This window comes from uncultured Deefgea sp. (assembly GCF_947072475.1).
Classification (GTDB): domain Bacteria; phylum Pseudomonadota; class Gammaproteobacteria; order Burkholderiales; family Chitinibacteraceae; genus Deefgea.
In genome coordinates this window covers 48,426-70,442 of the sequence record NZ_CAMTIA010000001.1, presented here as the reverse complement: position 1 = coordinate 70,442, position 22,017 = coordinate 48,426, and the positions used below count along the sequence as shown (strand labels likewise).

22 protein-coding genes and 1 tRNA gene are annotated in these 22,017 nt (G+C 50.6%); 11 read left to right on the top strand and 12 right to left on the bottom strand.

Annotated features, from left to right (window positions below; translation table 11 throughout):
- Nucleotides 1-17 precede the first annotated feature (17 nt).
- Nucleotides 18-338: a hypothetical protein gene (locus Q0V82_RS00330; protein WP_297571739.1), complete on the bottom strand. Its 321-nt coding sequence runs from the start codon at nt 336-338 to the stop codon at nt 18-20.
- 94 nt (nt 339-432) lie between these two features.
- On the opposite strand from Q0V82_RS00330, the gene Q0V82_RS00325 reads away from it, so the two are divergent.
- Nucleotides 433-744: a DUF2322 family protein gene (locus Q0V82_RS00325; protein WP_297571738.1), complete on the top strand. Its 312-nt coding sequence runs from the start codon at nt 433-435 to the stop codon at nt 742-744.
- Between the two features lie 26 nt (nt 745-770).
- Complete coding sequence (locus Q0V82_RS00320; RefSeq protein WP_297571736.1) at nt 771-1,583, top strand: MipA/OmpV family protein; 813 nt, start codon at nt 771-773, stop codon at nt 1,581-1,583.
- Nucleotides 1,584-1,817: 234 nt separating this feature from the next.
- Here Q0V82_RS00320 and Q0V82_RS00315 read toward each other — a convergent pair whose 3' ends face one another.
- Nucleotides 1,818-3,179, bottom strand: a complete 1,362-nt coding sequence (locus Q0V82_RS00315; RefSeq protein ID WP_308445208.1) for a DEAD/DEAH box helicase — start codon at nt 3,177-3,179, stop codon at nt 1,818-1,820.
- Between Q0V82_RS00315 and Q0V82_RS00310 the strand changes: the two genes are divergently transcribed.
- The 4 genes from Q0V82_RS00310 to Q0V82_RS00295 all read left to right on the top strand — a co-directional run bounded on the left by Q0V82_RS00310 (nt 3,169) and on the right by Q0V82_RS00295 (nt 7,477).
- The gene (locus tag Q0V82_RS00310; protein ID WP_297571735.1) at nt 3,169-3,381 is read left to right on the top strand and encodes a hypothetical protein; all 213 of its coding nucleotides are present in this window, start codon (nt 3,169-3,171) and stop codon (nt 3,379-3,381) included. The genes Q0V82_RS00315 and Q0V82_RS00310 overlap by 11 nt on opposite strands.
- A gap of 355 nt (nt 3,382-3,736) precedes the next feature.
- The gene (prmB, locus tag Q0V82_RS00305; protein ID WP_297571733.1) at nt 3,737-4,645 is read left to right on the top strand and encodes a 50S ribosomal protein L3 N(5)-glutamine methyltransferase; all 909 of its coding nucleotides are present in this window, start codon (nt 3,737-3,739) and stop codon (nt 4,643-4,645) included.
- A gap of 305 nt (nt 4,646-4,950) precedes the next feature.
- On the top strand, nt 4,951-6,741 hold the full coding sequence (recQ, locus tag Q0V82_RS00300) for a DNA helicase RecQ (RefSeq protein ID WP_297571731.1): 1,791 nt from the start codon (nt 4,951-4,953) through the stop codon (nt 6,739-6,741).
- 262 nt (nt 6,742-7,003) lie between these two features.
- Nucleotides 7,004-7,477 carry a universal stress protein gene (locus Q0V82_RS00295; RefSeq protein ID WP_297571730.1) on the top strand — a complete coding sequence of 158 codons (474 nt, stop codon included), beginning with the start codon at nt 7,004-7,006 and terminating at the stop codon, nt 7,475-7,477.
- Nucleotides 7,478-7,557: 80 nt separating this feature from the next.
- On the opposite strand, the gene Q0V82_RS00290 is transcribed toward Q0V82_RS00295, so the two are convergent.
- The 3 genes from Q0V82_RS00290 to Q0V82_RS00280 form a co-directional block, all read right to left on the bottom strand.
- Nucleotides 7,558-8,472: a phosphotransferase gene (locus Q0V82_RS00290; protein WP_297571729.1), complete on the bottom strand. Its 915-nt coding sequence runs from the start codon at nt 8,470-8,472 to the stop codon at nt 7,558-7,560.
- Between the two features lie 88 nt (nt 8,473-8,560).
- Nucleotides 8,561-11,071 (bottom strand): ABC transporter permease, encoded by a 2,511-nt coding sequence (locus Q0V82_RS00285; RefSeq protein WP_297571728.1) that lies wholly within the window; start codon nt 11,069-11,071, stop codon nt 8,561-8,563.
- Between the two features lie 8 nt (nt 11,072-11,079).
- Nucleotides 11,080-11,790, bottom strand: a complete 711-nt coding sequence (locus Q0V82_RS00280; RefSeq protein ID WP_297571727.1) for an ABC transporter ATP-binding protein — start codon at nt 11,788-11,790, stop codon at nt 11,080-11,082.
- On the opposite strand from Q0V82_RS00280, the gene Q0V82_RS00275 reads away from it, so the two are divergent.
- Nucleotides 11,789-12,490, top strand: a complete 702-nt coding sequence (locus tag Q0V82_RS00275; protein WP_297571726.1) for an arylesterase — start codon at nt 11,789-11,791, stop codon at nt 12,488-12,490. The two genes, Q0V82_RS00280 and Q0V82_RS00275, sit on opposite strands and share 2 nt — an antisense overlap.
- A gap of 57 nt (nt 12,491-12,547) precedes the next feature.
- On the opposite strand, the gene Q0V82_RS00270 is transcribed toward Q0V82_RS00275, so the two are convergent.
- The 4 genes from Q0V82_RS00270 to Q0V82_RS00255 all read right to left on the bottom strand — a co-directional run bounded on the left by Q0V82_RS00270 (nt 12,548) and on the right by Q0V82_RS00255 (nt 15,236).
- Nucleotides 12,548-13,132 carry a BON domain-containing protein gene (locus tag Q0V82_RS00270; protein WP_297571725.1) on the bottom strand — a complete coding sequence of 195 codons (585 nt, stop codon included), beginning with the start codon at nt 13,130-13,132 and terminating at the stop codon, nt 12,548-12,550.
- On the bottom strand, nt 13,132-13,722 hold the full coding sequence (locus tag Q0V82_RS00265) for a phosphoheptose isomerase (protein WP_297571724.1): 591 nt from the start codon (nt 13,720-13,722) through the stop codon (nt 13,132-13,134). Before Q0V82_RS00265 ends, Q0V82_RS00270 begins: the two co-directional genes overlap by 1 nt.
- Before the next feature lie 69 nt (nt 13,723-13,791).
- Complete coding sequence (locus Q0V82_RS00260) at nt 13,792-14,130, bottom strand: YraN family protein (RefSeq protein WP_297571723.1); 339 nt, start codon at nt 14,128-14,130, stop codon at nt 13,792-13,794.
- On the bottom strand, nt 14,130-15,236 hold the full coding sequence (locus Q0V82_RS00255) for a penicillin-binding protein activator (RefSeq protein WP_297571721.1): 1,107 nt from the start codon (nt 15,234-15,236) through the stop codon (nt 14,130-14,132). Before Q0V82_RS00255 ends, Q0V82_RS00260 begins: the two co-directional genes overlap by 1 nt.
- Before the next feature lie 36 nt (nt 15,237-15,272).
- Here Q0V82_RS00255 and rsmI point away from each other — a divergent pair, with 36 nt between their 5' ends.
- From rsmI to Q0V82_RS00235, 4 genes are all read left to right on the top strand, one after another.
- Entirely contained in the window at nt 15,273-16,100 is an 828-nt protein-coding gene (gene rsmI, locus Q0V82_RS00250; RefSeq protein WP_297572010.1) for a 16S rRNA (cytidine(1402)-2'-O)-methyltransferase, read from the top strand.
- Between the two features lie 67 nt (nt 16,101-16,167).
- A tRNA-Leu gene (locus tag Q0V82_RS00245) sits at nt 16,168-16,252 on the top strand.
- Between the two features lie 126 nt (nt 16,253-16,378).
- Nucleotides 16,379-16,816, top strand: coding sequence for a hypothetical protein (locus Q0V82_RS00240; RefSeq protein ID WP_297571720.1), 438 nt, complete (start codon nt 16,379-16,381; stop codon nt 16,814-16,816).
- A gap of 44 nt (nt 16,817-16,860) precedes the next feature.
- Entirely contained in the window at nt 16,861-16,986 is a 126-nt protein-coding gene (locus Q0V82_RS00235; protein ID WP_297571719.1) for a hypothetical protein, read from the top strand.
- Nucleotides 16,987-17,133: 147 nt separating this feature from the next.
- Here the strand turns inward: Q0V82_RS00235 and Q0V82_RS00230 are convergent, their stop codons facing one another.
- From Q0V82_RS00230 to Q0V82_RS00220, 3 genes are all read right to left on the bottom strand, one after another.
- The gene (locus Q0V82_RS00230; RefSeq protein WP_297571718.1) at nt 17,134-19,401 is read right to left on the bottom strand and encodes a PhoX family phosphatase; all 2,268 of its coding nucleotides are present in this window, start codon (nt 19,399-19,401) and stop codon (nt 17,134-17,136) included.
- Nucleotides 19,402-19,630: 229 nt separating this feature from the next.
- Entirely contained in the window at nt 19,631-20,161 is a 531-nt protein-coding gene (locus Q0V82_RS00225) for a DUF934 domain-containing protein (protein WP_297571716.1), read from the bottom strand.
- Nucleotides 20,154-21,836 (bottom strand): nitrite/sulfite reductase, encoded by a 1,683-nt coding sequence (locus tag Q0V82_RS00220; protein WP_297571714.1) that lies wholly within the window; start codon nt 21,834-21,836, stop codon nt 20,154-20,156. Before Q0V82_RS00220 ends, Q0V82_RS00225 begins: the two co-directional genes overlap by 8 nt.
- Between the last annotated feature and the right edge of the window lie 181 nt (nt 21,837-22,017).

Sequence of the window (22,017 nt, the reverse complement as noted above, 5' to 3'; positions counted from 1 at the left end):
CACGCTGAATAACCCGCTTATTGGTGATGCATTGGCATTGAAGCGTTTGCTGGCATCGACGCATGGGCTGGCATTGAGCCATGCCCCATTCCGCGATGACCTTTTTTACTTGAGCAATTGGCGCGCATGGCTTCGCGTGCTGCACGGCGTTCAGCGACAGTCACGGTACCATCTTTATTGGCATCCATTTGCTCAAAACGGGCATCCGACATTTTTTGATGCTCAGCCTTAGTGATATCGCCTTTTGGCATTTTTGGGCAAGTTGGCGTGGCCGCAAAAGCCATCGAAGTAGTGAAAACAGTCGCCGCTAATAACAAAGCTTTCATTGAGGTGCGCATTTTATTTCTCCAAACCAGCAAACTGCACTATGCAGCATGTTCTGTGTGATATAACGTCGCAACCTTCAATTCGGTTGACGACTAGGATAAAAAAATGACTTTTGCTGAACAATTAGCCCTCATGCCCACCATTGATCATTTATCCGCCATTGAATTACTCGATGGTGAAACCGTGATCGCCAGTATTGAAAATCGCCCCGGCCAAGCGGGTAGCGTGCGGCTGTACCACGCTTTGTATCAAGAATTTGGCGCTATCAGCGATATCGCCGCGCAAAAAGGCTTACGCCTGTATGCCGAGCATACTGCTGATGCACAGCTTTTTCCCGGTAAACACCCCAATATCGACCGTTTATTGCTGATCGCCGACAGTGGCCAGCCTTTAGCTGTGCGCCTGATTGCCGCCTAAACTTGCTGACACCATCCGAGCGTCTTATGCCTTCTGCCTTATTTAATCGATGTATTGCTCGCCTTGCATTATCCATCATGGCTTTGAGCGCAATACCTGCTCAAGCTGAAATTGATTTAGGTTCTTTGGATTTTTTAGCCAGTGACAATCCACAGAGTCCGATTCCCAGCGGACTGATTGTCGGTGCTGTTGTATTCGGTGGCCAAGCACGTTATCAGGCACAAGATGCAACGGGGTATGCCATCCCGGGGCTGATTTATTTTGGCGATCGCTTGATGTATCTGGGCGATCGAGCCCGCTATTATTTTTATAAAGAAAATAAGCTCGGGCTGTACGCTTACGGCCGAGTTCGCTTTGGCAATCTAGACCCAGAGGACAATGCGGCGTTCGCCGGCATGCTCAAACGTAAAGGCCAATTTGAGGCCGGTGTGGGGCTCAATTACGCGTTGCCTTATGCGCTACTGAGTATGCGGGTGTCGAGCGATATCACCGGTAATAGTCGTGGGCAAGAAGCGCTATTTTGGACTGATTTCCCGATTGTTCGTGACAATCTACTGATCATGCCCGGTATGGGCGTTATGGTGCGCAGCAGTAAAATGGCCAATTATTATTTTGGTGGGGTTTCAGCGCAAGAAGCGAGCAGTAGCCGCCCAAGCTGGGATACCGGCAGCACAGTCTCTCCGATGCTGGCCATCATTAGCAGCTACCGAATCAATAAAAGCTGGATCGGCATGGCCGCAGTCAATTACGAGCTATACGATAAAAACATCCAAAACAGCCCGATTGTGCAGCATCGCGGTGAGTTGTATGCCGGATTGGGTCTGGGTTATATCTGGTAGCCTAAAGCGCTATTCTGCCGATTTCGAACAAATAAAAAGGGCCTTTCGGCCCTTTTGCATTCAATCCACATTAAATCGTAACGCCGGTCACTGAAGAACATTTTTTTGACGCAAAGACGCAGAGTAAAACCAATTCAAAACTCAAACCATTAGACGATTTAAGCGGCGATATGCTCTGCGTTGCTAAGTTGGCGGGTTTAATGCTGGCTTAAACAGCATTAAACCATTCAACAATTAACCGTGTTTTTTTGGCAAGAACAACGCAGCAATTTGCGCGGTACGCTTGGGTAATTTAGGCAAATTACTTGGGAAAGCCGGCACATCGCTGGCATCACGCTGCGCGCGCGATGGCATGCGTTGGTATTCTTTTACGCCTTTATCGGTCGTTGGATCAACATGATGACGGCGCTCAGCGCGTGCTGGTCGCTCGTCGATCACTTGAATCGTACCCGGCGAGAAGCCATGCACTGGAATCAACGGCATTTCGCGATTGAGTAGCTTTTTGATGCCTTCATAAGCCTTGCCTTCTTCGGGCGCAACCAGAGAAATCGCAACACCGGTGGCACCAGCACGACCGGTACGGCCAATACGATGCACGTAATCTTCGGCATTGGTCGGCAATTCGTAATTCACCACATACGGCAAATCAGAAATATCCAAACCACGCGCCGCCACGTCGGTGGCGACCAAGACTTGCGTTTCACCCGCTTTGAATTTAGTCAGCGCTTCAGTGCGCGCGCGTTGATCGCGGTCGCCATGAATCGCTTCGCAATTAAAGCCAGCGCGTTTCAAATCACGTGCCACTTGATCGGCACCAATCTTGGTACGGCAAAACACAATCACTTGCGTCATTTGATGCACACGAATCAAATGCGCCAGCAAAGCGCGTTTGCGCGCCGTTTCAACCGGATGCAATTCTTGTTTAACCGATTCATTAGCTGAGTTTTGGCGTGAAATTTCAATTTTCACTGGCTCATGCATAAATTGCTTAGACAGCTTGATAATTTCTGGCGCAAAAGTCGCCGAAAACAATAGCGTTTGCTTACGACTGGTACACAAATTGAAAATATTTTGAATATCCAAAATGAAACCCATATCGAGCATGCGATCGGCTTCATCGAGTACCAAAATTTCAACTTGCGATAAATTAATTGATTTTTGCTGGATATGATCGAGCAAACGACCGGGCGTGGCGACCAAGATTTCGATCCCTTCACGCAGCGCCGGAATTTGCGCTTTCACATCCACACCGCCATACACCACATGGCTACGTAAACCCGTGCCCTTGCTGTAAGTGGCCACATTGGCGTACACCTGATCGGCCAATTCACGTGTTGGCGTGAGAATCAAAGCGCGGATCGGGTGACGTGCCGGAGAAGCGCTGTGATTGGCGTGACGGATAATTCGCGTCAAAATCGGCAAAGTAAACGCGGCGGTTTTACCGGTACCGGTTTGGGCTGCGCCCAACACGTCTTTGCCGGCCAAAATCACTGGAATCGCTTCAGCTTGAATCGCAGTAGGAGTTTCATAGCCTTGTGCAACGACCGCCTTTAATACTTCAGGCGCCAAGCCTAATGATGCAAATGTGATACTCATTACACTCCAATACACGCGACAAAACAAAGGCAGCACTTTACACCAAGCGCAGCAATATGCCTACCTTCGTCTGCAGCCAATGGCGCCGATCAGCGATAAAATCCAGCTTAAAACCAAGGATTTAACGCTGATTGCCCCCTATCGTCGGCCAGCCAAGGCCCATCCATCGAGCACACCCATTTATTCAGCGAATACGGGGTAGATCAAATTATTCTGTTGAAATGACGGCAAGCTCAGCCAATCACAGTAAACTAGGGTCTGTTGACGCTTGGTTTGCCAGCCGCGTTTATGCGGATTTTGGCCTGAGGCAAGGCACGAAGCGCGCAGCGTAGTCATTCTACGCCAGCGCTTTGTAACGCAGCATCAGGCCAAAAGCCGCCAAACCCAAGGGGCTGGGCGCTTTTCGCTGCGACTCAGCGTTGTAGCAAGCTCACATAGAATGACTATGCATCGCTTACTACGCCTTGATTCGCCGCGAAAATCGCTCCAGCGCGGCGGAAAACCAAATGCCAACAGACCCTAGCACACTGTCACTACCCCACTTTGGAGCCCAACGTATGTACGATATCGCCCGTGAACATTTACGCACCGTGCGTGATCTGCACCGCTTTGCCGTCAGCCGTTTTAATACCGCTGAGTTATTTTATGGTCACGGCACCACTGAAGCGTGGGACGAAGCCGCTTATTTGATTTTAGCTACGCTCAAATTACCGATTGACCGCCTCGAGCCGGTGTTTGACGCGCATTTGCTGCCAGAAGAAATCGCCCAAGTGCTCGATGTGATTCAAGAACGCGTGGTTACGCGTAAGCCTGCAGCGTATTTAACCAAAGAAGCGTATTTGGGCGATTTTAAATTTTATGTCGATGAACGCGTGATTGTGCCGCGCTCATTTATCGCCGAGATTTTGTTTAACGATGGCTTAGAGCCGTATGTAGAACATCCAGAACTCATCCACCGCGCGCTGGACATGTGTACCGGATCGGCTTGCTTGGCGATTTTAATGTCGCACGCCTTCCCCGATGCGGCCATTGATGCCATTGATCTCTCGCCCGATGCGCTCGATGTGGCTGAAATCAATATCCTGGAATACGGCTTGGGGGATCGAATTGATTTGCTCGACTCGAATTTATTCGCAGCGATTCCAGATGAATGCTACGACTTGATTATTTCCAATCCACCGTATGTGGATGCGCACAGCGTGACCGAGTTGCCACCAGAATATCTGCATGAGCCAGAAATGGCCTTAGGTAGCGGCGAAGATGGGCTCGATATCACTCGCGAAATCTTAGCTCAAGCGACCAAGCACTTAAATCCACGCGGTGTATTGGTTGTTGAAATCGGCCATAACCGCGACGAGCTCGAAGCGCAATTCCCAACACTGCCATTTGTATGGCTAAGCACCGAATCGGGTGACGGCTTTGTATTCTTGCTCACGCGGGAAATGCTAGTTGAAGCCGGCTTGTAATCAATAAGGGTATATCGATCTAGGCAATTATTTATAAAGTCTAGATCGATATACCTATCAATCAAGTTATCTTAACCCACTTCAACACCATTGCGCCCTGCCGCTTTTACCCGATATAAAGCCGCATCAGCACGTTCAATCAAAGCTATTTTTAAAACGTCTTTTGGACTCTGTATTCACATTTATTTCATGCTTCATCAGCATGCTCTAGTGATGTAAATCTTACGCAACTCAAGCAAAGCAGCCCAGTACAACGGGGGTAAAAACCATCTATTGCGAGAGAACAGAGTACAATTCACGCCCATATGCCTAATACTCCGCTGCACATTCTTGAACACACCTTTGGTTATCACGCTTTTCGTGGCCAACAAGGTGAAGTCGTCGACCATATTTGCGCCGGTGGTGATGCGCTCGTCCTGATGCCCACGGGTGGCGGAAAATCGCTGTGTTACCAAATCCCCGCCTTGGTGCGAAACGGTTGCGCGGTGGTGGTCTCGCCGCTGATTGCGCTGATGCAAGATCAAGTCGATGCGCTCAAAGAATTGGGCGTGGCGGCGGCTTTTTTAAACTCAACGCTAGACGCCAATGCGGCGCGTGAAGTTGAGCGCGCTTTTGTCGCTGGCGAACTCAAGCTGCTGTATGTTGCGCCGGAGCGACTGACGACGATTCGCTTTCAATCCTTGCTGCGCCAAGCGCATATCGCCCTGTTTGCGATTGATGAAGCGCATTGCGTTTCGCAATGGGGCCATGATTTCCGCCCCGAATATCTGGCCTTATCGGTATTGGCTGATGATTTTCCGCAAGTGCCACGCATTGCGCTCACCGCCACGGCCGATCATGCCACGCGAACTGAGATGGTCATGCGCTTGCGCCTAGAAGGCGCTGCGCAATATATCTCCAGCTTTGATCGCCCCAATTTGCGCTACGCCATTGTCGAGAAAAAAACCGCCCGCGATCAATTACTGACTTTTTTGCGCCGGGAACACGAGCGAGATTCTGGCATTGTGTATTGTCTATCGCGCAAAAAAGTCGAAGACACTGCCGCTTGGCTTAGAGAAAAAGAAATTCGCGCGCTGCCGTATCACGCCGGGCTCGACGCCAGTGTGCGCGCCAAAAATCAACAAACGTTTCTGCGCGAAGAAGGCGTAGTCATGGTGGCCACCATCGCTTTTGGCATGGGAATTAATAAGCCCGATGTGCGCTTTGTCGCGCATTTGGATATGCCAAAAAGCATAGAAAACTACTACCAAGAAACCGGGCGCGCCGGCCGCGATGGTTTACCCGCCAATACTTGGCTGGCGTATGGCTTAAACGACGTGATTTTGCTAGCGCAAATGATAGAGCAAGGCGGTAGCAGCGATGAGCAAAAACACATCGAGCGCCGTAAACTCGATGCCATGCTCGGTCTGGTTGAATCCACCGATTGCCGGCGACAAACCTTGCTGGCCTATTTTGGCGAAACCATTACCCCTTGCGGCAATTGCGACAATTGCTTAAATCCGCCCAAACTAGTCGAAATGAGCGCGGCAGCGCAAAAAGCTTTGTCTTGCGTGTATCGCACCGGCAATCGCTTTGGCGTTGGCCATTTGGTGGATGTGTTACGCGGTAAAACCACGCCCAAAGTCAAAGAATTTTTGCACGACAAACTCAGCACCTTTGGTATTGGTAAAGACGTAGACGAATCAAGTTGGCGCGCCGTATTTCGCCAACTTATCGTGCGCGGCGCTTTGCAACTGGCGCCCGAAGGCCACGGCGGTTTGCAACTGACTGATCTGGCCCGGCCGTATTTAAAAGGCGAAACACCGCTGTATTTACGCGCGCGCACCGAGAAATTTAATTACACCGACAAAGACAGCGATTTTGCCAACCCGCAAGAATTGGCGCTCTGGCAAGCATTACGCCGACTCAGAAAACAGCTCGCCGACGAGCAAGACGTGCCGGCGTATGTGGTATTTGGCGACGCGACGCTCAAAGAAATGATTCGACTGCACCCACGCGATCATTACGAGCTATCGCGCATTTCGGGCGTTGGCGATCGCAAACTGGATAAATACGGCGATGCATTTTTGACGGTTTTAAACGCCCCCTATCCCTAAGCTCTGTTGGCGCTGGGTTTGTCGCCGCTGCTTACGCGCTTTTCGCGGCGAATCAAGGCGTAGTAATGCGGCATCGTCTGCTATCGGTGCGACACCGTCGCCGCAAACCACGCTCAGTTTGCCCCTGAAATGGACATTTTCTGTACAATGAATCACATCAAAAAGCCCCCCTGCCAATGGGTTTGATTGACTCGTTGGCAGCTTAGACGAGCGACGATCAAAACGATGTTCCTCGCCTATTTAGTCACTTTTGGAGCGCGATATGTATCAAAAAATTGTGGTACCCATCGATAACAGCGACACGGCTGCCGCCGCATTTGAACATGCTTTAGCCCTAGCCCAACTGGCAAAAAGCCAGCTGATTTTGCTGCATGTGAGCGATATTTCGCGTGCCACCATTGCCAGTAGCGTAATGCCCGGCCTGGATCTACCGAGCTATGACGCGCAACGCGATCGCGTTGAAGGCGAAATTCAAGCCATGCTTGATCGCTTTTGCCAGCAAGCGCAAAACCAAGGTGTTGCATGTAGCAACCGCTTGATCGAGCAACGCGGCGGCCATGCCGCTGATGCGCTACTGAAAGCAGCTGCGCTGGTTCATGCCGATTTGATTGTAATGGGCACGCACGGCTACTCTGGGTTTATGAATTTAATCTTTGGCAGCATGGCCGAAAGCTTATTACACCGCACCACGATTCCGGTGTTACTCGTGCGTTTAAATGAAGAGGATGACGATTAGATTGCAATCATTGCGATTTAAAATGGGCATAAAAAAGCCGGTTCATCACGAACCGGCTTTTTTTATTTCAATCTACACGCTCAAGCCACCAGCGGCAGTTGTGTCATCAAAACGTCGAGCTTATCGACTTTGCGCCACAGCCATTCTTCATCTTCCCAATGCGTTGCGGCGGCGTGCTTGATGTCGTCGAACAAACTGAAATACGCCAATCGGGTGCGTAAGCCCGCGTCTTGTGGCGATTTGGCCAGATAGGTTGGCAATAAATTAAAGTCCGGCCGCACATCCTGCAAGTGAAATAAATCCAAATCCTTATGCGCAAATCGCGCATGACATGGATCGATCACGCCACATAAACGCTGAGTATCCGGATCCACTAAAAAATTGGCCGCATGGCAATCATCGTGAATCAATGTGGGCAAACCGGCGATCGACACAGGCAGCGCGTCAAATTGCTCAGCCAACATAATCAGCCTTTCACGCAAATGCACGCCCAGATGCTGAGTTGCCCAATTGCTTTTTAGCCATTGCACACGCTGCTGCAAAAAGACTCGATAGCTGCTGGCAAAATCAGCGTATTGGCAGCCATCCAAACCGCTAAAACCGCTGGGCCGGGTAACAGAATGCCAGCTCAGCAATAAATCAGTACATTCATCGGCAAAGCGATCGATCATCACCGGCGATTCCAGCGCATGACTGGCGGGAATCCCAGCGACATAGGTCATAATCAGTGCTTCACCGATGTCACCCGGGGTATGCAGCGCAATCACTTCTGGGATCTTGATGCCATGGCTATACTGCCGCAAAAAGTCCAAACCTGCCGCCTCTAGCTGCGCCTGCCCCGGCAGGCGATAATATTTCAGCACGGCTCGTACCGATCCTACGGTCACCATATACACATCGGCATAAAAGCCGGTGACTTTTTCAACCTGATGCGGTGTGCCACCCAGATAAGTTTGGCACAGCCGAACCACGGGTCCTTGATCCAAAATCAGCATTGCCCCACCTCATTCAATACCCTATTTCATCACAGCATGCACCAGACAAACTTACACGGTTTTGCTTTGGCGCAAACAATGCAGCGGTTTAATCTTTAAGCAACACCATCGGGGTGGTTTGTGCAAAAACGCGCAAGCGTCGCCACACCGTTAATGCCGCCAAAAACATGCCCAGCAGTATGGTATATAACGGCAATAAAAGATTAAGCGCCATCGGGATATTCAGTAGTTGCGTGGCCAAACACCAACCTAAGACACTAGCACACACCCCCGCAATCAAACCGGCCACTGCGCCGAGCAAGAGACTTTCTACCCACCACACGGCTGCCAGCCGCTTTGACGTTGCGCCTAAAGCACGCATAATCGCCGCCTCACGTCGTCGTTCACTCTCAGTGGTATCCAAAGCGGCAATCAACACGGTTAAGCCCGCCAGCACGCATAAAATCAACACTAAACGCAGCACCGAGCTAGCTAAAGTAATGACTCTTTGCACTTCATTGAGTACCTGCCCGACATCAATCACGGTGATATTGGGCATGGCCCGCACCCAGCTGGCGATCCATTGCGTTTGATTAGGTGGCAAATAAAAACTGCTAATCCAACTACCGGTCTGCGCTTGCAATAAGCTGGCACTGCCCATGACAAAAAAATTCACTTGGAACGATTCCCAAGCCACCTGACGTAAATTAGCCACAGGTGCACTGATGGGTATGCCGCCGACATCAAAGGTGAGCGTGTCCCCAACGGCAATACCCAAGGTTTTTGCCAAGCCCTCCTCCACCGACCACGCCGGAATATTGGCTTGTAAAGGCTGACCGGCCACAATTTTGCCTTGTTCGCTGACTGCACTTGGTGCCACGCTCAGGTTAAATTCACGCTCAGCCAAACGCTGCGCGCGCGCTTCGCCATAGCGCTCAGGCTCTACCGGCTGCTGATTGAGCGCCAGCCAACGCCCACGGATCATCGGCAATAAAGTCGGCGCAGCTAAACCTTGTTGGCTAAATTGCTGGGCCACCGCACTTGCTTGTTCCGGCTGAATATTGATCGCAAAATGATTCGGCGCATGCGCTGGAATTTGCCGCTGCCACGCGCTTAATAAATCACTTTGCACCACGGTTAACAGCGCAATGCCCATCAAGCCCAACGATAATGCCCCCAATTGGGCGGCCACCAACACACGCTGGCGCTGCAATTGGCGCAAAGCAATTTTCACCGTTGCCCCCGGCAATATCCGCTGCAAACCGCGCAGCAATAACAAGCCTAAACCACCTGCTAAAGCCAGTGCCAGCACCACGCCAGTCCCGACCATTAACGCCAGTTGAATGTCATTGGCAATCCAATACAGTAAGCCCAGCATCAATACCGCCGTCACCAACCATTGCACACCGACACGGGTACTGGGCTCAATCTCGCGCCGCAATACGCGCAGTGGTGGCGTTTGTGCCAGCGCCATTAACATCGGCCCTGCGCAACCGATCAATAACACCACGCCCAACACACTCGCCAATAGCCACGGGATGCTACTGCCCGCTGGCAAAGACGCGGGCAAACTTGATTTTAATAAGGCCACTAAAGCGCTTTGCGCCAACCAGCCCAGAACGCCACCCAGTAGCGCCGCCATCGCCGCCACTAAAGCCAATTGCGCCAATAAAATCTGCTGCACTTGGCGGCGCGTTGCGCCAAAGGTGCGCAGCAACGCCACCATATCGTAATGGCGTAGTGCAAAGCGGCGTGCCGCCAAAATCATCGCCACCGCCGCCAAACAAGCGGCCAATAAGGCGGCTAATTTTAAAAATCGGCTGGCTCGATCTAAGGCGTCTTTCAGCTCGGGTCTGGCGTCGCTAACGCTTTCTAGCTTTTGCCCGCGCTCTAATTGGGGCGTGGCTTGCAAACGCCACTCCGCCAACGCCAAGGCATCGCCAGCCAGCATTAATCGGTATTTCACCCGACTACCAAAACCCAATAAACCACTGGCGGCTAAATCGGCGTCATTCATCATCAAGCGCGGCTGTAAACTCGAGAAATCAAACGCCGCATCCGGCTCTTGCCCTAAGATACCCACCACCCGTAATTGCAGCAAACCTACATCCAATATGGCACCGACTTCAATACCCAGCATAGATTGCAAGCGTTGATCAATCAGCGCCTGCCCTGCCTGCGGCGCACTGATGCGCGAGCCATCTTGTAAACGCAAATCGCCACGCAAAGGATATAAGCCGCTCACCGCCTTGACCGAGGCCAAAGTCAGCGCTGCCGGCTCGGTTTCGGCTGAGATTGACGATGCGGCAGCGGGCATCTCGCCAGCGACCGGCGCGCTAGCCTGCGGATGAACGCCGACCATAGAAGGAAATGTGGCGGTCTTGGCCACGCGCAAACCCTGAACTTGCGCGGCATTGCTCAGCGGCGCGGCAATCTCATGATCTGAGCGCAATACCAAATCAGCGCCTAAAGTCTCGTTTGCTTGCCCTAGCAATAAATGCTGCACCCGCTCAGTAATCGACCCCACACTGCTTAAAGCAGCAATCGCAATCGTCAGCGCCAACAGCAAAGTTCGAAACTCACCGGCGGCTAAACTGCGGCGAAATAACATCCAATTCATCGACCACTTCATGCTGCTAAACCTTGCTGGCTCACCACTCGGCCAGCGGCTAAACGCAGCTGCGATTGGCAGCGCGCCGCCAATGTTTCATCATGCGTCACCAGCACCAGCGTGGTACCCGCTTCACGATTAAGCGTAAACAATAAATCGGCAATCACTAGCCCCGTGGCCGAATCCAAACTGCCGGTGGGTTCATCGGCAAATAAAATCGCTGGGCCCGGCGCAAAAGCGCGCGCCAGCGCCACCCGCTGCTGCTCGCCGCCAGACAGTTGCCGTGGCGTATGCTGCATGCGCTCGCTTAAACCGACTTTAGTCAGCCATTGTTCGGCGAGATGTCGCGCATCGACACGATCACTGAGTTCGAGCGGCAACATGACATTTTCTAAGGCGGTTAAATCCGGCAAAAGCTGAAAAGACTGAAATACAAAACCGGCTGTTTTGGCGCGTAATAAGGCCCGACCATCTTCACTCAAGCCACTTAAAGCGTTGCCCGCCAAGTAGATTTCACCTGAACTAGCCACATCTAAACCGGCCAGCAAACCCAATAAAGTTGATTTGCCCGAGCCTGAGCTACCGACAATGGCTAAACTGGCGCCATGAGCGACACTCAAGCTTAAATCGTGCAAAATAGTCAGCGTCGATTTGCCACTGGCAACGGTTTTAGTCAATTGCTGCACTTGCAATATCGCCAATGTATCGACAGGCAAAGGAATCGTCATGAATCTAGTAATCCGTTTGAAATGGTTAATCAGTACTGCTTGCGCCAAAATAACAAGGCGCAGTGAAAAATCTTGCAAGGCCAAACCCTGGCTACTTGCTGCCTTACTCATCGCCAGCCAAGGGGTATTTGCCGCCAAGACGCCGACTATTTTGGTCTTTGGTGATAGTCTTTCGGCTGGATACGGTCTAAAAGCCGAGCAAGCTTGGCCACGCTTGCTAGAAACTGAATTACAGCGGCGCGGTAAAAGCTTTCAAATTATCAACGCCAGTGTATCAGGAGAAACCACGGCCGGTGGGCTAACGCGCTTTGCTGCGATCCAAAATAAATACCCCGCGCAATTACTGATTTTGGCGCTGGGTGCTAACGATGGTTTACGTGGTCTGCCCACGCAAACCATGCAAGACAATCTGGCAAAAATCATTCGCAGCGCACAAAGCAAGGGCACTGCGGTACATTTGGTTGGCATACAGATTCCGCCCAATTTTGGCCCGCAATACACCCGCGCATTTACCGCGAGTTATCAAAAACTGGCCAAAGAGTTTCAACTGAGTTTTACGCCGTTTTTATTAGCGCCGATTGTTCACAATAATGCGCTATTTCAAGCCGATCAATTACACCCCACCGCGCCAGCGCAACCGCTGATTATGCAAGGGGTGCTGCAAGATTTACTCAAGCAACAAGCGGCCTTATTTAAATAGTGCAAACAAAAACAGCGCTCATTGAGAGCGCTGTTTTTCAAAAAACCATCTATCGATCTATGGCGTTGCGACTAAGCTAGGCTCGATTAATTTCACCACCTGCGCCACCCCCGAAACCGAAGCGGCAATATTGGCGATTTGATCGGCAATTTGCGGTGACGCCAAGCCCAATAAATACACCACTTTGCGTTCAGTCACAATTTGCACATGCACGCTGGCGCCATCCGGCACTTGCAACATCACAGCGCTTTTTACTCTGGCCGTTAGCTGGCTGTCATTTAAGCGATCGATCGCGCTTGATGGCGGCGCAATCACGGTTTCGTTATAGACTTTACGGGTTTTTGGAAAGCTTTTCGCGATCGCCGTAGCTTCTTGCTGCGCCTCACTACTTGGCAACTCACCCACCAGCAATACCGCACCATTAAAAGCGTCGACATTCACATGCGCCAGCGCTTTCCAACGATCAATGATTTTGGCACTGATATTGGCCGATAAATCCGCATCGTCTTTAATCATCACCGTTTTACGCGGGTCTGAACCAATCCAAGCGCCAACCGCAATCCCGCCCACGACGACCAAAGGCACACACGCCGACAAACCCAGACTAGCGACCAAAATCGCGGCCGTGATGCGCCCTTTCATTAATCGCCCCCTAAGAGCATAAAGTCAACGGCATCACACAAAGCGTGAATCGCGGTGATATGAACTTCTTGAATCCGCGCAGTGCGTGGATGAGGGACACATAAATGCACATCATCGCCAGTCAATAAATCGGCAATTTGCCCGCCATCGCGGCCGGTAAAGGCCAAGACCACCATATGGCGATCATGTGCGGCATGAATCGCCGAGATCACATTGGCTGAATTACCCGAAGTCGAAATCGCCAGCAAAATATCACCCGCGCGGCCAAGCGCATGCACTTGCTTAGAAAAAACCAAATCAAAATCATAGTCATTGGCAATGGCAGTGAGCGCCGAAGAATCGGTCGTCAAGGCAATCGCCGGCAAACCGGGACGCTCACGCTCAAAGCGGCCGACCATTTCGGCAGCAAAATGCTGCGCATCCGCTGCTGATCCGCCATTGCCGCAGGCCAAAATTTTGCCGTCGGCAATCAATGATTGCACGATCTTCTCGGCGGCAATCGCAATCGCTGGCGACAAAGCGCCCATCGATAATTGTTTGGCTTCGATACTTTCTACAAAGTGTTGCTGAACACGCTGGATCAAGTCCATGAGGTTTCCTTTTTTAAACGTGCCACTCAAGGGCTCACGTGTTATCACGTGAATAGGGTCAATATGGGGCTAATCCGCTTGGATACAATCTTTTAGCCATTGTAAGTGTTCGCCATCGATACAGATGGCGTCAAACCGGCAAACCGGTAAGGTAGTCATCGATTGCAAATAGCATTGTGCCGTTCGCAATAACTTGCCTTGTTTGGCCGAATTAATACTGCCCGCCGCGCCACCAAAACGAGGGTTACGGCGTGAACGAACTTCAATAAAAACCAAGGTCCGCCCATCGTGCATAATCAAATCTATCTCGCCGAGTTTACACGACCAATTGCGTACAATCAGCCGTAAACCTTGTCGCTGCAAATACTCAAGCGCAGCTTGTTCGGCCACCTGCCCGAGGGAATTCATTATTTCTCGAGTGTCATCGTGCGCAGCAACATATTGCGCACCACCACGCGATCGGGGCCCATTGTGAGCTGGCCGGTCACCCCATCGATACTGAATGTGGGCGGCGTATCTTTGGCCAATACACTCGCAATACGCCAAGCATCAATACCAAAAGCAAATAATCGCTCTAAATCATAGGCATTAGAGCGAGTGCGGTTATACAAGTCATAGCCTTCGCTATGCGGCATACCCAACCAGGGCATATCGACGTAACGTATACCCGTTAAGTCTACCAGCGCAGTACGTCCTAAGCGACCCGAATCCACTTGGCTGGTGGCATAGATCGCCATATCGTTGCCCAGATAAGGTCGAATAAAACGCGCCGTCTTGCCATCCATTGCCAAAAAAATCACATCCGCACCCAGCTGAGCGATTTGCTCACGCAGCTGCGCGGCATCGTGGCGAGCATCCACCACGGTAATCACCTGCACCTCATTGCCAGTGGCTTTTTTCCATTCTTGGGTAAAACCTTGCGCCATTCTTTGGCTTAAGGCGTCATTCACTTGCAATACCACTGGCCGCATCGATTGATTTTTTTGAATTTCTTGCGCTACTTGCGCCGCTTCAGCCTCAACCGACAAACTAAAGCTATATAAATTGGGCTGCTGCAAAGTGGTTTCATCAAAACTATTGAGCGCCAAGACCGGAATATTGAGTGCGGTACTATCGGACAAATAATTAATCGCCGATTTGGTTAACGGGCCAATCACCGCTTGCGCGCCATCTTGCTGGGCCTGTAAATACGCCAAAATGACGTTTTCTTCTTTCTCATCCGTTGGATAAGCACGCACCAAAGGAATTTCTGCGCCGCCATGCACGCGCTCTGCCGCCAACACCCCCGCACGAATCGTATCACTCACCGACTTAAACGCCTTGGCTTTGCTAGGCAAAATCAGCGCAATAAAGCCCGTCGACTGCACCGGCTCAACCGTCAAATCCGTTTCTTGGGCGTGGATGGTAGTGGTCGTAAAGGCCAGCGCCCCGTATAGTATGAGCCCTAAGATCGCAGTATCGCGAAACCACGACACAGCCGCCTTTAAGTGGGCAAGGAGAAATTTGGCGTGCATAACCCTGATATCCATGTCAGTAAGTCTTCATTATATGTGGTTGCCACCCCAATCGGAAACTGGGGTGATATGACAGCCCGAGCCATCGCGGTTTTAAAAGCGGCCGATGTGATTGCAGCCGAAGATACCCGAGTCACCGGGCAACTACTCAAGCAATACGGCATCACCACCCCAATGATTTCGGTGCGTGAACACAATGAGCGGGCCATGGCCGAAAAACTCATTGCGCGCTTAGCTGCCGGTGAAATCGTAGCGCAAGTTTCTGACGCTGGTACCCCTGCGGTCTCTGACCCTGGCGCGGTATTGGCCGCCAGCGTACATGCTGCGGGCTTTAAGGTCATCCCGATTCCGGGAGCCTCGGCCTTAACTGCGGCCCTATCGGCCAGTGGTTTTAGCTGTGCGCACAGTTTGTTTTACGGCTTTTTACCCCCAAAAACCAAACAACGCTGTGATGAATTAACATTACTTAAAGATTCGCCGTATATCACCGTATTTTATGAAGCCCCGCATCGCATCGCCGACTGTGTCGCCGATATGAGCAGCATCTTTGGTGCTGAGCGCGAGGCGGTATTATGTCGTGAATTAAGCAAAACGTTTGAAACAATTCGTCGCGGCCCACTCGCTGAACTCGCAGAGTGGATCAAAAACGATCCGAATCAGCAAAAAGGCGAATCGGTTGTCGTGGTGAATGCTGCACCACCAGCAGAAAAAGACGAAGCGGCAGCGCATGACCAAGTCTTGGTGCCATTGGTTGCAGAATTGCCGGTCAAACAAGCAGTTGCTCTGGCGCAAGCGATTACTGGCGCACCAAGAAATGCACTTTATGAGCGCGCTTTAGTACTGAAAAAAAACGCTCAGGTCTAATTTAACAACAAAACGCTTGCCAAGCTTAAAAAGCTTGGCTATTATGTCGGCTCTTTACCAGACACCTGCCCGGGTGGCGGAATTGGTAGACGCAGGGGACTCAAAATCCCCCGCCGAAAGGTGTGCCGGTTCGAGTCCGGCCCCGGGCACCAAACACAGAACCCACTTCAGCAATGAAGTGGGTTTTTTGTCGTCTGTCTTTCAAAGAAAGCACCACATCAGCTAGCCTTCCTATTAAAATTAACTAAGCTTGTAGCAGAACAACACTGGAGCACGCCATGCTCAAGCCGCTACAAGAATGGATTTGTGATTGCTGTGGAAAAATTATCCCCCACGTCGATGCGGGCTATGTCATCTGGCGTCATGATGCTGATCAGCGCGACTTTGATTTTAAAATCATCCATAAATTTGTTTGCGAGCCGCCAAACTATCCATCATCCACCCCGCTCACTGAGTTCCTTGGCACCAAGGGCAGCACCTATTTATTGTCTTTTATTAGCCTTGGCAAAATCAAAGCGCGCGGTCGCTATCGCAATTACTGCCATGTGCTGGATTTTGATGAATATGTTGATTTTTATCGCCGAGTGCAAATCCCCTATTACGAAGAAGCGCGAACTAAATTTAACAACCCCGTCTTATTGGCCGAAATGGAAGACGCCAGCGAATTACATCCCTACCAAGAAGATGTCTTGAAACAAATTATTGAACGCTTTTAACATACCCCATCAACACCAAGCGTAGCACTGCGCTCAAATTCCTTGTGTTTGAATTTAATCAGCAGGCCATCGCCCTATACCAAGAACTGGGCTTTGCTGTTCGCGTGCTGGCAATGAGTAAAAGTTTGCTCACTCAAGCCACGCATACGATGGAAGCTACGCCAGCATAAAGACCAAAATAGCCCCCCCCTAAAGGTATATGCCGCTAGCTTCTTATTTTAAAGCCACAAAAGACAATACCCCAAAAAACCTTGGGGTATTGTGCTTATCGACTCCGCGAATCAATGATTCAACAGCTCATGATTCAACAGCTCATTTTACGAGCCGATACGACCGCCATCGTCTTTGGTAATCACAATCGTTGCCGAGCGTGGGCGTTTACCTGCGCCGTAGCCGGCATTGCTTGGCCATTGACTGGTGTATTTGCTTGGATCAGCCACATCGGCCATCTTGGTGCCTTCACCCGGATGCTGGATATTAATAAAGATTGCTTTGCCATCTGGGGTTTCGCATAGACCCGTGATTTCGCAATCTTTAGGGCCAACCAAGAAGCGCTTTAGCTTATCTGCCGCAGGAGCTGCACCCACTTTAGTAGCCACATCCAGTTTCGTACCATCCGCTTTTGTATAGCTCAGCGTTTTACTTGCACCATCGCCAACCTTGCCAGGAATCGCCGCCAACATCATGCAATTAGTCACATCGGTATAGTAACCATCATCAGTCTGAATCCAGCAGATACCTGTACTTGGACTAAATGCCAAACCATCGGGTGAAGACATATCTTGATCATCAGTCAAATTCGACAGATTAATCATCGCCTTGTCGGCATCGGCTTCAGCACCAAATACATAGACATCCCAATTAAACGCACCCACAGTCGTACCTTCTTTGGTGCGTATAATGTGACCGTTTGGATTACCCTTACCACCGATACCATCACTATCGGTATACGCGCGTGGGTTAGCACTATCGGGCACCAAATCAGTAGATTTAACTGGATTAATATTTCGATTTTCATTCTTAGTCAGAGTTTGGTAGTACTCACCCGTCACCGGATGCACGCCACCCCACTCAGGGCGATCCATCTTCGTCGCACCAACGGCATCGCCAGCCAAGCGTGTGTTTACACAAATATCAGCCTGATCAGCAAAGGTATAAGTTGTGTAGTTTTTTACCAATGGGTTATTAAGCGACAGCTCAACCCATTCGCCCGTACCATCCGCGTTAAATTTTGCAACGTACAACGTACCTTCATTCAGGTATTTATCCCCTGTCGCCATACGATCAGCTGGATTTGCATCCGCAGCCGACCAAAGCGCCTTTGATACAAACTTGTACATATATTCATTCTTTGAGTCATCGCCCAAGTACACGGTCAATGGTTGACCCACTACCAGCAAACCAAATGCTGCACTTTCGTGAGCAAAACGCCCCAAGGCAGTACGTTTTTTCAGTGCTTTAGTTTTGTCGTAAGCATCCATCTCGATGATGTAGCCTTGACCATTCAATTCATTGCGATAGTCATCCGTACCATCACCTGAAGTACCGAGTTTACTGATATTCCAACGTGCGTATTTATCATCGCTACCGCCTGTTTCCCACCCGTGACGAGATACAGATCCTGCACTGCGGCCGTAACGCTTCAGCGCCACGACGCTCTTATCGGCACGAGCGGTATCATCTGCGGTAACACGGGAGAAATAACCATTCCAGTTTTCTTCACCAGACAGGAAAGTACCCCAAGGCGTTTTACCTGTACCACAGTTATTGATCGTACCGCGTGTTTTGGTACCATCAGCAGAATACTTAGTTTTCAACAATGCATTGCCGCGCGCTGGACCCGCGATTTCAACTTCGCTCAATGGCGTAACGCGACGATTAAATGCCGAGGCCTGAACAGTTGCCCACTTCTTATTGGTCGCCTTGATCTCAACCACTGACAAGCCATGAATCGCAACTTCTTTATCGACTTCGGCCGCAGGGCGTGGCAAAGTGCTGGTGCCGCCATTGGCGTACAAAAAGAACGACGATCTGGTTTCATCAGTGGTCGCTTCGTGATTCATCGCCAACAGGCCGCGCTCAATGCCAGAGCTCGACGGTTTACCGGCGGCATCAAGACCAAAATACTCCATCCCATCATGATGATCGCCCGCACGATTTTCATAATCGCTATCGCTACCATCATTTTTATACGCCGGGGTGCTGGCCGTTAGCGGGTCGCCCAAGGCATAAATCACTTGGTAGCTATACCCAGCTGGAATCACCACTTTATCCAATAAGCTTTTGCCGACGGCGGTAAAGCCCAGGCTGGCCATAATCGGGTTAACGGCAACCGGTGGCGTTGGCGTTGGGCTCGGCACAGGGCTGCCACTTGGTGTTGCGGTTGGCGATACTGGCGGTGGCAAAATTTCACCTGAAGAGCAACCAACCAAACCTAAGCCCATCCCGCCTAAAGCCGCTGCGCCCGACAAGCTCATGCCCAAAAAACGACGGCGATTAATTAATCGCTGTTCAAGCACCGAATCAAATGTTGGGTTCTCTGAGGTATTAGAGTTTTCATCATTAAAATTATTAGACTTAGACATTCGCTGCAATCGCCTTAATGGTAAAAAAGCGCTACTTTAAAGTCTCAATATGACAGTATCACGCCAGTTTAATGACGGTTTTATGAAAAGCCCATAAGTGCATCATTGGTATGAACAATCAGAAAATTACATGGGTATATTCAGCTAGACTAATTTTTAGAACGTTTATAACAAAATACCCCAAGGTTTTGCCTTGGGGTATTTTTATATCGTTTCGATTAACGCCAGTTTAAGCAATGACAGCTCGGCGGCGAAACAGCGGTAAGGGTTGCGCCACGCTCGATTGATAAGACTCAGTAAAGTCATCCAAGCCCTTGGCAGCGTCGACAATATCTTTGTCGCTACGCACGTCAAACGCGGTAAAGCCAGAGCGCGATAAATAATTGATAGTGTCTTTAAACACATCGCCCACCGCGCGTAATTCTCCGGTAAAGCCATGGCGCTCGCGCAGTAAACGACCAATCGAAAAACCACGGCCATCGGTAAACGCCGGGAAATCACATGCAATCATCACAAAATGATTGGCAGCAACCGGCAGGCTTTCTGGTTCGTCGTCCGGTGCAAAGCACACCGCCACCGCATGACCAGCCGCCGCACGTAATGTGAGTTCTTCTTGCTTAGATAACCAGTATTGGTATGAAAGCAGCACCGCGCCTTCGCTAGGGACAGATACCACGCCCTCTTCATTGGCAACAACGCGAACCCAACGATTTGCAACCACTTCACGGTCAATAATGACTTGAGGATTTTGATCAAGCATCTGCTTTCTCCCGACGATTGGGTTTGCCTTCATATACTTTGGCTTTAAATGGCTCGGCACCAATGCGATCAAATAAGTCGATAAACGACTCTTCGCCATTGCGATTGGCGACAAACACATTGATGATTTTTTCGATCACATCCGGCATTTCATCTTGGGCAAACGAGGGGCCAAGTACTTTGGCCAAGCTAGCCCCCTTGCCTTGACGGCCACCGAGCGAGACTTGATACCATTCTGAGCCGTTTTTATCGACGCCCAAAATGCCGATATTGCCGATATGGTGATGACCGCAAGCGTTCATACAGCCCGACATATTCATGTCGATCTCGCCCAAATCGTGCAGGTAATCGAGGTTATCAAAACGATCTTGAATCGCCAGCGCAATCGGGATCGACTTGGCATTCGCCAATGAACAGAAGTCCCCGCCCGGGCAGCAAATCACGTCGGTTAATAAGCCAATATTCGGCGTAGCAAAACCAATCGCTTTGGCCGCTTCCCACAAGGCCAACAAATCAGATTGCTTCACATCGGCCAAAATCAAGTTTTGCTGATGCGACACGCGCAATTCACCAAAGCTATATTGATCGGCCAAATCAGCAACGGCATCGAGCTGGCTTGAGCTCGCATCCCCCGGCGCAACGCCGTTGGGTTTCAAGCTCAAGGTCACTGCGGCGTAGCCAGCTTGTTTGTGCGCAAACACATTGCGCTCAAGCCAGCGGCTAAACCCTTTGCTTTCCAACTTTTGGCGTAAAAATTCAGCGTCATCCCCAGTAAATACTTCATACGCTGGCGCAGTAAAGTATTGCTGGTTACGCGCGATTTCGTCTTGCGTTAATGTCATTGGGCCGTTTTTGGTAAACGCCCATTCTTGATCGACCTTGGCACCAAATGCTTCTGGTGTCATCGCTTTCACCAAAATCTTAATCCGCGCTTTGTATTTATTGTCGCGGCGACCGTAGCGGTTATATACGCGCAAGACGGCATCCAAATACGACAGCAAATGCTCTGGCTCAAGCCAAGGCTTGATCAGGCTACCAACAATCGGCGTGCGGCCCAAACCACCACCGACGTAGATCTCAAATCCCACCTCGCCAGCGGCGTTTTTCACCACATTAATACCGATGTCGTGCACCAACACGGCAGCACGATCCTCGACCGAGCCATTGACGGCGATTTTAAATTTACGCGGCAAGTGAGCAAATTCAGGGTGAAATGTTGACCATTGACGGATGATTTCGCACCAAGGGCGTGGATCAACAATTTCATCATGCGCCACACCGGCGAACTGGTCAGTCGTGGTATTTCGGATACAGTTGCCCGAGGTTTGAATCGCGTGCATTTGCACTGTAGCGAGTTCCGCCAAGATGTCGGGCACGTTTTCCAGCGCTGGCCAGTTGTATTGGATGTTTTGGCGCGTGGTGAAATGCGCATAATCTTTGTCATATTTACGGGCGATTTCAGCCAGCTTGCGAACTTGGCGGCTGCTCACATGACCATAAGGAATGGCCACCCGCAACATCGGCGCATGCCTTTGAATATAAAGGCCGTTTTGCAAGCGCAGTGGGCGAAATTGCTCTTCCGTTAACTCACCGGCTAAGAAGCGTTGCGTTTGATCGCGATACTGCGCTACGCGCTGGTCCACAATCTGCTGGTCGTATTCGTCGTAAATATACATCGTGGTGTGATTCCGTAATGACGGCAAAATATGTGGGTCATAATACCAGTCAGCACTTATAAGCTGAATGACTGTTTTTGTCTAAGATCGAACTTTTTCGGAATATACCCACCTTCAGCATGATGTCAGCCGGAGTTAACCGCCGTTTACACCAAGCCAATGAGGCGAACTCGCACAACCG

Bases quoted from the DNA above. Each gene is read 5' to 3' on its own strand.
- Q0V82_RS00330 (WP_297571739.1), bottom strand. From the start codon at position 338: ATGCGCACCTCAATGAAAGCTTTGTTATTAGCGGCGACTGTTTTCACT.
- Q0V82_RS00325 (WP_297571738.1), top strand. From the start codon at position 433: ATGACTTTTGCTGAACAATTAGCCCTCATGCCCACCATTGATCATTTA.
- Q0V82_RS00320 (WP_297571736.1), top strand. From the start codon at position 771: ATGCCTTCTGCCTTATTTAATCGATGTATTGCTCGCCTTGCATTATCC.
- Q0V82_RS00315 (WP_308445208.1), bottom strand. From the start codon at position 3,179: ATGAGTATCACATTTGCATCATTAGGCTTGGCGCCTGAAGTATTAAAG.
- prmB (WP_297571733.1), top strand. From the start codon at position 3,737: ATGTACGATATCGCCCGTGAACATTTACGCACCGTGCGTGATCTGCAC.
- recQ (WP_297571731.1), top strand. From the start codon at position 4,951: ATGCCTAATACTCCGCTGCACATTCTTGAACACACCTTTGGTTATCAC.
- Q0V82_RS00295 (WP_297571730.1), top strand. From the start codon at position 7,004: ATGTATCAAAAAATTGTGGTACCCATCGATAACAGCGACACGGCTGCC.
- Q0V82_RS00290 (WP_297571729.1), bottom strand. From the start codon at position 8,472: ATGCTGATTTTGGATCAAGGACCCGTGGTTCGGCTGTGCCAAACTTAT.
- Q0V82_RS00285 (WP_297571728.1), bottom strand. From the start codon at position 11,071: ATGAATTGGATGTTATTTCGCCGCAGTTTAGCCGCCGGTGAGTTTCGA.
- Q0V82_RS00275 (WP_297571726.1), top strand. From the start codon at position 11,789: ATGAATCTAGTAATCCGTTTGAAATGGTTAATCAGTACTGCTTGCGCC.
- Q0V82_RS00280 (WP_297571727.1), bottom strand. From the start codon at position 11,790: ATGACGATTCCTTTGCCTGTCGATACATTGGCGATATTGCAAGTGCAG.
- Q0V82_RS00270 (WP_297571725.1), bottom strand. From the start codon at position 13,132: ATGAAAGGGCGCATCACGGCCGCGATTTTGGTCGCTAGTCTGGGTTTG.
- Q0V82_RS00265 (WP_297571724.1), bottom strand. From the start codon at position 13,722: ATGGACTTGATCCAGCGTGTTCAGCAACACTTTGTAGAAAGTATCGAA.
- Q0V82_RS00260 (WP_297571723.1), bottom strand. From the start codon at position 14,130: ATGAATTCCCTCGGGCAGGTGGCCGAACAAGCTGCGCTTGAGTATTTG.
- Q0V82_RS00255 (WP_297571721.1), bottom strand. From the start codon at position 15,236: ATGCACGCCAAATTTCTCCTTGCCCACTTAAAGGCGGCTGTGTCGTGG.
- Q0V82_RS00240 (WP_297571720.1), top strand. From the start codon at position 16,379: ATGCTCAAGCCGCTACAAGAATGGATTTGTGATTGCTGTGGAAAAATT.
- Q0V82_RS00230 (WP_297571718.1), bottom strand. From the start codon at position 19,401: ATGTCTAAGTCTAATAATTTTAATGATGAAAACTCTAATACCTCAGAG.
- Q0V82_RS00225 (WP_297571716.1), bottom strand. From the start codon at position 20,161: ATGCTTGATCAAAATCCTCAAGTCATTATTGACCGTGAAGTGGTTGCA.
- Q0V82_RS00220 (WP_297571714.1), bottom strand. From the start codon at position 21,836: ATGTATATTTACGACGAATACGACCAGCAGATTGTGGACCAGCGCGTA.